At 56.1% G+C, this 9036-nt stretch carries 8 protein-coding genes; 2 read left to right on the forward strand and 6 right to left on the reverse strand.

Annotated elements, in window-relative coordinates; translation table 11 throughout:
• The first annotated feature begins 602 nt into the window (after window positions 1–602).
• Window positions 603–1934: a hypothetical protein gene (locus CVS29_RS17925; RefSeq protein WP_245932331.1), complete on the forward strand. Its 1332-nt coding sequence runs from the start codon at window positions 603–605 to the stop codon at window positions 1932–1934.
• Between the two features lie 226 nt (window positions 1935–2160).
• On the forward strand, window positions 2161–3162 hold the full coding sequence (locus CVS29_RS19345) for a DUF4238 domain-containing protein (RefSeq protein WP_373366709.1): 1002 nt from the start codon (window positions 2161–2163) through the stop codon (window positions 3160–3162).
• 28 nt (window positions 3163–3190) lie between these two features.
• Here CVS29_RS19345 and CVS29_RS17935 read toward each other — a convergent pair whose 3' ends face one another.
• From CVS29_RS17935 to CVS29_RS17960, 6 genes are all read right to left on the reverse strand, one after another.
• Window positions 3191–4249, reverse strand: a complete 1059-nt coding sequence (locus CVS29_RS17935) for a DUF4192 domain-containing protein (protein ID WP_170121050.1) — start codon at window positions 4247–4249, stop codon at window positions 3191–3193.
• A 98-nt stretch (window positions 4250–4347) separates the two neighbouring features.
• Window positions 4348–5313: a hypothetical protein gene (locus CVS29_RS17940; protein ID WP_110107964.1), complete on the reverse strand. Its 966-nt coding sequence runs from the start codon at window positions 5311–5313 to the stop codon at window positions 4348–4350.
• Complete coding sequence (locus CVS29_RS17945) at window positions 5313–5789, reverse strand: hypothetical protein (RefSeq protein ID WP_110107965.1); 477 nt, start codon at window positions 5787–5789, stop codon at window positions 5313–5315. The genes CVS29_RS17940 and CVS29_RS17945 overlap by 1 nt, the downstream gene beginning before the upstream one ends.
• A 194-nt stretch (window positions 5790–5983) precedes the next feature.
• Window positions 5984–6487 carry an SRPBCC family protein gene (locus CVS29_RS17950; RefSeq protein WP_110107966.1) on the reverse strand — a complete coding sequence of 168 codons (504 nt, stop codon included), beginning with the start codon at window positions 6485–6487 and terminating at the stop codon, window positions 5984–5986.
• Between the two features lie 59 nt (window positions 6488–6546).
• Complete coding sequence (locus CVS29_RS17955) at window positions 6547–7440, reverse strand: oxygenase MpaB family protein (RefSeq protein WP_110107967.1); 894 nt, start codon at window positions 7438–7440, stop codon at window positions 6547–6549.
• A 194-nt stretch (window positions 7441–7634) separates the two neighbouring features.
• Complete coding sequence (locus CVS29_RS17960) at window positions 7635–8495, reverse strand: GIY-YIG nuclease family protein (RefSeq protein WP_110107968.1); 861 nt, start codon at window positions 8493–8495, stop codon at window positions 7635–7637.
• Window positions 8496–9036 lie beyond the last annotated feature (541 nt).

Here is a 9036-nt window from a genome sequence, read left to right on the forward strand (position 1 = left end):
AACAGGCTTTTATCAAGAAAAACCCCGAAAAATCGACGAACCCCGAACCCGTCACCAGAGCGTGTCCAGAGTCCTGATCACACAGGCAATGTATTGGTACTTCGATTTCCTGTCAACGGATCGAACTACGACTGAGTAGGTGCGGACTGCCTAGTGGCAACTCCACAAGGTCCAGTGCGCAAGTCAGTTCTATTGTTCGAATAGGTCAGTCAGGCTGGACTTGGCTGTCTCCAGTAGTAGGTCACGTAGAGTTCGTCATAGGGTCGCTATACGGTTGACTGACGCCATATTCAGGACGAATGAAAAGTGATAAGTGGCTCGACAACGAATACTCATCGTTCATCTGTGTAGCAAGCCCTCACAAGTCAACAGCCAGCCTAGGAGATGCCTTGAATCCCTTGAAAAATACCGGCAAGAATGATCCCTGCTGGTGCGGATCAAGTCGGATATACCGATATTGCCACAAGGTGTGGACGGTTCCGCCCTCGTCACCGGGGGCGTCACTTCCCGAAGATTCGGGTGACAGTCTCTACCTAAGCCCAGGTTTGAGACTAGCAAAATCAGCAATACCAGGACTGGCTCCAAGAGGCATACCTATAATCATGCCGACCGATGAGCCCGCACCAAAGCCGATAATTTTAAGCGAACTGGAGCGGCGACTTGCCGCATTTCCAGCTATGGATGATCCGATGAAGCCGAGGCGATTGGCTCGTCTTCGCATAAGCATGCTGGAGGAGCTGGCACGCCTCCCTATGACAGATAATCCGTTGGCCGACGCCAAAATTGAGGCCATAGTTCAATGCGCGCTTCTGGCTTATCAGTCGGTAGGTTCGATAGCGCGGCAGGACCCCAAACCGATCCTGCTGTGGAATGAAGAACTTGAGCCAGCACAGTTCCTTACCAGAACTTTGTTTTTAGCTGACCATGTTCTTATACGTGACCAACTGTTCGAAGAAATCTCCCGAGCCCCTACGAATCGATCAGTCGGAGAATTAGCTAGAAGAGAATTGGAGGACAAGGATCTACTGGGATCCGGACGAGTGATAGCCGTACCTCAAGGTGTTGCGATGGCGTTGGGGCAAAATATAGCCAGCGTGTTGGCTGGCAAAGATTTGAAGAACTCACGGCTTATGAAATTCGCTCACAGTCAACTTGTAGTGGAGGGGCCGACGGCTCGCTCAGTGCTAATCGTAAACGCGAAAGACGACTTTGAACATTCTCAGAAACTCTGGCTCTATGGCCGGATTGACGCTGAGAACTTGGACGAAAGTGGCACCTTCAAAACGAAAATGCTCCAACCGTACGATTCGAATCATGATTACCAGCCTTGGGTTCAACAAGTGATGAGAGATGCCGCCACATTCTATGTCCAACGCAGCGCTGAACGGCTTACAGTTGCGGACATAATGGGTGCTGAGTACGTCGCTGCGTCGCCATTTGAAGCGAGATTGCTTCAAATGCGAAGCTCAAAGGTCGGTACTGGGACAGCCGCGGCTTCCTTGTGGGCCGACGTACCGTCATTGGCCAATCTCCAATCGCGTGATCTGGCTCGTATTCTAAATAACGACGGAGCCGTCGAGGACTTGAGGGGAAAAGTGCGAGCTGCCGTTGCAACGGCACCGCTGCTTGGAGATCAAACGCTTGCAATTACCCAGCTTGTTGCTGACATTGAACACGCCTCGAGTGTCCTTGAAAGTAACATTCGAACTAGCCGAGCGTATTCGGCGATTCTACCTGCCCTAGCCGGCGGAGCCGGGTTGGTAGTCGGTGCCACCGGGGGAGTTCTGGGGCTAACTGGTGCAGCTTTGGCAACCGCAGGTGGCCTCTTGCCCTATATAGACGCTGAGCGAAGTGCACGACGCGATGCATCGTATCTTTTCATCACCGCTAGGCGCCAACGGTCGAACAAGGCAGTTCGAGGTCGGCGAGTGTGAGGTGGTTTGAGATCAATGAGTAGCTCCAGAGCTTTTAGCGAATGCGGTATTGCTTGGACAATGTTGCCGGGCAGGAATCCAAGAACGACGTCTAGCCAAGGACGGAAGTATTGATGCAAAAGAGAGCGAAAACATGGTGAACGGAGATTGGCAGGTCGTGAGTTCAGTTAAGAACCCATGGGGCCGGATTCCTCTGACAGGCGGAGGGCGCACGCTGAGCCCGGCCATGGAGGAATACAAACTCAAGCTTTCGACGAAACTGGCTTTGCCCGATACTGAAGCTAGACGACACCACTACGTACCGCAGACTTATCTTCGAAAATGGTCAGACGATGGCAAGCGTGTATGGACACTTGACACGCAGACTGGCCTGGCCCGTCGCCTCGGAGTGAGGGACATCTGTGTGAGCGAGAACTTCTATCGGGTCGTTGGATCAGACGGACTAGAACACAATAGAGTTGAGCTCCTATTCGGCGTTGTCGATGAGGAAATCGCGAGAATTCAAAATCTGTTATTAAACTTGAGCGACCCGGATGTATTGACATTTGACGACTTCATGGCTGTGGGCGTTGTTGTTGCAATGCAACGAATGCGAACCCTCCAGACCCGACGGCTCCTAATGCAGTATGACAGTTGGTATTTGGCTCAGACAACTGACGCCCAGAGCCAAACCCCTGGTTCGGCTATTCGGCTCGCAGGTATACATACCCAGACGGCATTCTCGGCTGTTTGGGCGGCCGCTGACATATTCACGACGCGGCAGCTTGAGCTTTGGGATGACCCTCAAGGCCGATTTGTAACGTCAGATTGTCCAGTGCAAATTCCTTTCGAATCGGGTGTGCGGCCTGATACGGTCCAAGCGAGTCGCATTTGGTGGCCAATCAGTCCAAGTCGGGCTGTTTCCTTGAGTAATGATCATCGCGGGGAAAAGGTAGTTCATAGACGGGTGAATAGAGCAATGGTTGCAGTTGCCCGCCAAGCAGTTATTCAAGGACGCGAGCGATTTATCATTGCTCCTCAATCGCAACTTGGATTTCTGCCAGTTGGAAGTCCACTGAAAAAAAGGGCGCAAATCGAATTGACGTGTTCTCAATTCCACCGGGGCAAGTACTATCCTCCACCAAGTTGCGTTGTAGCGCGCTTAGAGACGTACGCGGAATATCCTAGAGTTGCTCTTTGCAGCAACGGATTACACAGTCACGATCCGAAACTTCACGAGATGGGGTAGGGGTCGAATGAGCAAACCAGGTTGGTGCTTACGCCATCCCCAAGCCACCGATTTCAGGTCCGCGGGTGTGTGGTGGCTGGTAGGCGGTTTGTTTGTCCGTGGCCCAGTCGGAGAGTATGCCTTCGCGGACGAGGTGGTCCGTGAGTTGGGCCAGCCGGTACTCGGGATCTGATTCGAGAGCACGCTGAAAGCACTCGTGGGCTTTGCTGCCGTGGCCTTCCCACCATTGGATGACACCCAGGCCGGTGAGCACGGGTGCAGCATCGGTACCGTCTGTGCGCATGTAGAGCTGGAATAGCACTTCGGAGGCGCGCTCGACGCGCTTCCAGTGGGGGCTTTGTTTGGTTTGTCCCAGGAGCAGGTCGCGCATGCTGTCGTCGATGCCGGGGATGTCTGCAAGGAGCCGGTCCCGGACACTGATGAACTTGAGGTTGGCGATGAGCTCGGCGGCCTCGTCGTCGGTAGGTTCGCGACCGCCGTCGAGCATCTTGTTCCACAGGGTTCTGGCGCGGGTGATTGCAGCCTGCGGGTTCATGGCTTCGATCCTGAAACAGTGCCGCAGGATCTCGGTGTTGAGGGCGGGGCGAGCAAGCACTGGAATGCGGAATCCGGGGGATGCTTCGATGCTGGACCCGCGAAAGACCAATTCTGCGTTGAGCTCGCTGGACAGCACCCCGTCAAGGGGGTAGCTGACGCTGGTGTCGGCGCCCATGAGCAGGTAGTTCGTGAAGGTGGATTCGCCGATCAGCCAGCCATCTCGAACACTCACGCCTTGCTGACTGAGCCGACCCGTCAGTTCCTCCATCACACCCTCGTGGGGGCGCAATTCACCTGGGGTCCAGGGCTCGTGGGTGAAGATGCCGAAGACGACGCCGGTGGCCTGGCGGTCTGTGCCGACATGATGCACGACCTGCTCGATGAAGTGTTTGGTGTCCGAGCCCGGAACCGGAAGATTCACCCTGAGTGTGGCGCCGATGCGCTTGTCGTCCAGAATGACGCAGACCAGGCTTTCATCGGGCCAGAAACCTAGGCTGTGGCCCATGAGGGCGATGAAGTCGTCAGGGGTCTTGATACTGAGCTTTTCCATGATGCCTCCACATGGCGGTGCGGCTGGCTGATGCCGGCAACACTTGTTCATGGTTTGGAAGCGCGATAACTACATGACCGTCGCCGCAGTGGGCTAACTCAATGCCCTTGGAGTAGTCGTTCTGCTTGGTTGACGAGGATTCTGTCGCGGGGCTGGAGTGCCAGTCCACGTAGCTGGCAGTCGCGGATCTCGATCACGCGGCGGTGCAGATGATCGACCGGATGCCCTGTGACCGGATCCAGCAGAGGAGTCCATCGATTGCGGAGTAAGTACTTCCGCTCCGTGCTGCTCCGGCGCCATGCCGGAGTCAGCAAAAGCATGAGCCAGCGTGACCGGATGCTGCGGCGTAGAAGTTTTGCGGATACACCGTACCGGGGAATCATAAGGCCGAAACTGACCAGGATGACCGCGAGGGTTTCAAAGATGGGAAAGGACCAGTTGAGTCCAACGACAAGGGGGTTGTCGGACGACGATGCTTCGATGAGTCCAAGCGCGAGGCGGTTGCCTAAGGCCATGGCCATCAGGAGGCAGCCGGCGGCGAAACAGCTAACCCCTGATCTAAACGACCTGCCGCGCAATTCCGGTAGGAATCGAAAACAGTTCAACGCGACGTCGGAACAGACCCAAATGATGAATGCTGATCCTGTCCATAGGAACAATTGCATGCCTGGCTGGTTGCCGTAGACCAGAGGAAGATTTTGGTTAGTTACTTCGACATGGCTCACGGAGAATCCGTAGACGACGCATGTGCCGGCCACAATGACAGCCAGACGTCCGCGCTTGAGATGGTGGCGTCGTCGTACGTCATCAACGAAGGTGGCCAGAACTGTGGCCGTGTGGAATTGCCAGAACCCGGCCATGATCGCAATGATCAATACCAAGCCCACATGGTTGCGGCCTCCGAGGAGGGGATCTGTGTTCACGTAGACCTCAGGAATGAACAGCGTGCAGGCGATGGCGGCGAAGAAGGTGGCGCGCAGAACTGAGGCACGTTCCTTGTGCAGGATGGTGGGGATCCTGATGATTGTGAGCAGCCATAGCATTGCGGCTGGCACGTAGTCCATTACCCAAAGACCTTGTTGAAGCCTGGCTGGTCATCCGTTGGGCCCTCGAGATCGGGACGGATGCGGGCCATCAGGAGGTCGGCCAAGAACTCCGCGGCGGCTTCATCGTCGTCATCGAAGCTGGTGCGGCCGAGTACCTGCAGGGGAGTCTCATTGAATCCCGGTAGTTGCACGAGGTGCAGGGAAGTGGCGGTGATTTGGTGGTTGAGGATCATGTGGGCAAATTCGTGAACGATGATCTGCTGCTGGTGCAGGCGTGAACGCGGTGGAGCATGAACGACGACGTCATGGCTGGAGTAGGCGACGCACAACCCACAGAGGTCATCGCCGCGAAGGGTGGGCAATTCCATGATGGTGATGGGCCTGCCCCGGGCGGCCTCCAGCGATGACTTGATGCTATTCAAGCTGGGGTGGGCGCCAAGGTCGAGCTGGCGATTGGCATCGCGGGCTGTGCGGCGGATCTTCCAGTCACTCATGGCAGAACCTTTGGGGCGCCACTGTGTTGACTACCTGCGGCCAGGTCACCGTATTGCTCCGCGCGAGCGCACGCTTGCTGGTGTACATGTGCTGGACCCATCGAATTCCTACAGCGGTTGAGACTTTTCGCCCTGTAATTCATGCTAGGTCTGATGGCGGTGGCTGAACAGGCACGGGGCACATTTTTTGCTGGCTATTTATTGCCGTTCTGCCGTGCCAAGTAGTCTCTGAGCCCTTCCTCGCCACGTCGCATCAGGGCAGCGTGGGCGTAGGTGAACGCTGGTGCTGCAGCGGGACTGAGGAATGACATCCACCGGCTGGTGGGGCGGACGCGCCATTCGATGTCCATCTGGGTGGCGTCGTTGGCCTTGGTTGACAGGATAACGCGGCCGTCGCCTTCTAGGTCTCCGCCGGCGTCGAAGAGGATCTCATTCGGCTCGTCAACCATGGTCGGGTGGTAGGACACTGACAGCGTGTAACCGAGGGAAGCTTTGAAGTTCAAGGTCGCGGTGGTGGCTAGGAGCAACTCTTTGGATGATGCGCCTGTCTGGACAGTCCGGTCCAACGGTTTTGCCAGAGTGCAGCCCGGCCACCAGTCTGGCCACGCCATATTGGGATCGGCAATGACATCCCAAACTTCCTGCTTAGAGTTCGGAAACGTCCACGAGGATGAGAGGTCATACAGTCGGGTGGCCATGGGGACATTGTCGCACGATGAACCTCCGCAAAACGGATGGTTGTGCGACCCGATGGGCGCTATGAATGCTCTTGGTTCGGCTGGCTTGCTGGAGACATGATGTTTTCCGGTCCGATGTCATCGAGGCGGTAGCCGTTGGGATAAAGGCGCGATCCTGCTTCGCCCGGTTTGAATAGGGGTTGTGCGCTGAGTCGACGGCGACGGGCAACGGTGTTGCGTGTCTTCAGCGCCATGGTCAGGGCAGTTTTGGTGATCGTGTTGGCACGTCGGAGACCGAGGGCATCGGTGAGGTGGTGGTCGTCGAACATGGCCGAGAGTATTGGCTTGGCCAATGGCCTAGCAGGAGCTGGCAATCTGGATTTCAGGACTTGGACGGTGCTGGCCATTAGCTGGGCGCCGGCGGGGGAGTACGCGATGTTGTCATGTTCGTAGCCGTCGAAGAACTTTTCTGCCTCTTGGAACGATGTGGGGAAGCTGGTGATGTTCATACGTGCACCGAGTTCCCGGTAGAAGCGTGTCGCTGCGGTTTCTTCCGCCGTCGTTGGCGCACGCCAGGCCTGTGTGCGGGACCAGCGGATGGGGACGACGAGGAGGGTGAGCAGGACGTAGAGGAAGTCGTCTTGGCTACCGGGGACATGGCGGTGGGCGTGGTTGAGGAGGCGGATCATGTGGCGGCCACGGTCGCTTTCTAGTCCGCTGGTGATGAGTTCGTAGGTGACGATGGCGGTGTCGTAGGAGCGTTTCATGGGGCGCTCTATGATTTCGCCGTTTAGCTGCAGGGTTGCGGCGATGCTCGGGACGGCGAAGTTGCGGTAGTAGGCAAGGAAGAAGCCGAGTTCGATGTCAGCGGCGAGATCGAGGAGGACCATCTGGCGGTAGGTGGATTCCCAAGCTTCGGGATCTGCATCTGCTTGGCGGTGGGCGGACTCGGCAAGGCTGGCGTTGATGCGCATTGGAGACCTCAATCTAAGTGTCCGACATTCTCGTACTATTCAGGGGTTCTAAAAAGCCACCCATTTCATCGTAGGACCGTTCAGGGTCAGCGACTAGGCTGCGCGTTGACTCGGCGGGGAATGCTTGTACGCAGGCATACCGTCCCGTTGAATCCGGTTGTGGACCTCAACGTGCAAGCATTGTCCACCATGTTTCAATTCCTATTCATTCCATGCAGCCTGCTGTCGAGAGCAAGCTTCCAGAACGACTCCCTCTGCAAGATCATTGAGGCATTGGTCTTCGGATCGAAGATTTCCAAGATCGAATATTGGAAGTTGCCAATGATGTGCTCGTCACCGAGCTGGCTTTGAAGCTGTACAAGCTCTTTGTTGCCACCGGTTAGATTCTGAAGATGTGCGTAGCTCGCCCATCGCTGCCAGAGCCCGTTTGCTTCGCCCGAGGCGGAGCCAACGTAGAGGCGGCCGTTGCTTAAATCTGTGATTACGTAAACGCCCTTGACGCTCGAAAGTGCGTCCTTCCAGCTAGGCTCATCGTTAGCTATGATGCGTTGAAGCTCGGCGTGCCTGAGCCTGACATTCTGGTAACCAGGAAAGGTACCGAGCTTGGTATCGGGGGCAAGCTCGTAGATTGTGGGATTAAGTTTGCTGTGCTGCAGATTTTCGTACCAGCGAAGGTAGAGGTCACGGCCGACCGGCCGTTCTAGCTTGATGATCAGCCGCTTGATGTACTCCGAGTGTTGAGGCATTGGGGTCAGAGCGTATCCTGGCCCACCGACAATCTCTGGTACCACGCGGGTCACCTTGAAGAAACCGCCGAAGATGAAGTACTGGGGCCCGTAGGGGTAGTACTGGGCGAAACTCAGGAGGTACTCGGCACGATCCAGATTGTTGTTCTGGTGCTGCTCTCGGTGGCGGTTCATATCCAGCCACGGTTCAGGATCATCAGCAAGCAGGAGGTCCCATGCCCCGGCGCCACCCACGCCCGCGCGGATATTGAACTTTACCTTCGTCAGGTCGGGTGTGGGCACTGGCATGAAGCCCCTGAACTCGATCATTTCTTCCCCAATGGTCGTTGGCTAGTGCACCCACAGTACCCACAGTTGCCGGCCAGTCGTTGGGCTCTCGGCTGAATTGCGAGCACAAATCGGTAAGAGTTTATGCTGACAACCTCATGAGACCGTAACGGTCGTCGGTTGAAATGGCTCGGTAGGGTGGGGTAGGGCCCACTGACCTGCGGCTTTTCTTTGAGGTAATGGCCACGAACTCCGTCATTCCAACTCAACTCATTAGAAACACATTAAATTGATCCCCGGCCGAAGTGCGTCCTGTGGATTCTTCTCGCATTTTAAGACGCGGAATTCTGACAATCGACTTCGCAGAAGCCCTGCCAATCAGACCACGCCGGATACGGATCAACAATTGCTTCCCAGACTTCTTGCTGGTTGTTTGGGAACGTCCACGGTGAAGTGAGGTCGCATAGGCGAGCAGTCACGGGGGATGAGGTGTATTACTGATGTGAGACGTTGATACTGGTATTAGGTGTTCTGCCGGGCATGACCCTATGTGAGACTGACGGCTCCAGGCGGGGTTTGTCTT

This window comes from Arthrobacter psychrochitiniphilus, assembly GCF_003185915.1.
GTDB lineage: Bacteria > Actinomycetota > Actinomycetes > Actinomycetales > Micrococcaceae > Specibacter > Specibacter psychrochitiniphilus.

What these genes read in the sequence shown, in the direction of transcription:
- CVS29_RS17925 (WP_245932331.1), top strand. Translation starts at nt 603, where the DNA reads ATGCCGACCGATGAGCCCGCACCAAAGCCGATAATTTTAAGCGAACTG.
- CVS29_RS19345 (WP_373366709.1), top strand. Translation starts at nt 2,161, where the DNA reads ATGGAGGAATACAAACTCAAGCTTTCGACGAAACTGGCTTTGCCCGAT.
- CVS29_RS17935 (WP_170121050.1), bottom strand. Translation starts at nt 4,249, where the DNA reads ATGGAAAAGCTCAGTATCAAGACCCCTGACGACTTCATCGCCCTCATG.
- CVS29_RS17940 (WP_110107964.1), bottom strand. Translation starts at nt 5,313, where the DNA reads ATGGACTACGTGCCAGCCGCAATGCTATGGCTGCTCACAATCATCAGG.
- CVS29_RS17945 (WP_110107965.1), bottom strand. Translation starts at nt 5,789, where the DNA reads ATGAGTGACTGGAAGATCCGCCGCACAGCCCGCGATGCCAATCGCCAG.
- CVS29_RS17950 (WP_110107966.1), bottom strand. Translation starts at nt 6,487, where the DNA reads ATGGCCACCCGACTGTATGACCTCTCATCCTCGTGGACGTTTCCGAAC.
- CVS29_RS17955 (WP_110107967.1), bottom strand. Translation starts at nt 7,440, where the DNA reads ATGCGCATCAACGCCAGCCTTGCCGAGTCCGCCCACCGCCAAGCAGAT.
- CVS29_RS17960 (WP_110107968.1), bottom strand. Translation starts at nt 8,495, where the DNA reads ATGATCGAGTTCAGGGGCTTCATGCCAGTGCCCACACCCGACCTGACG.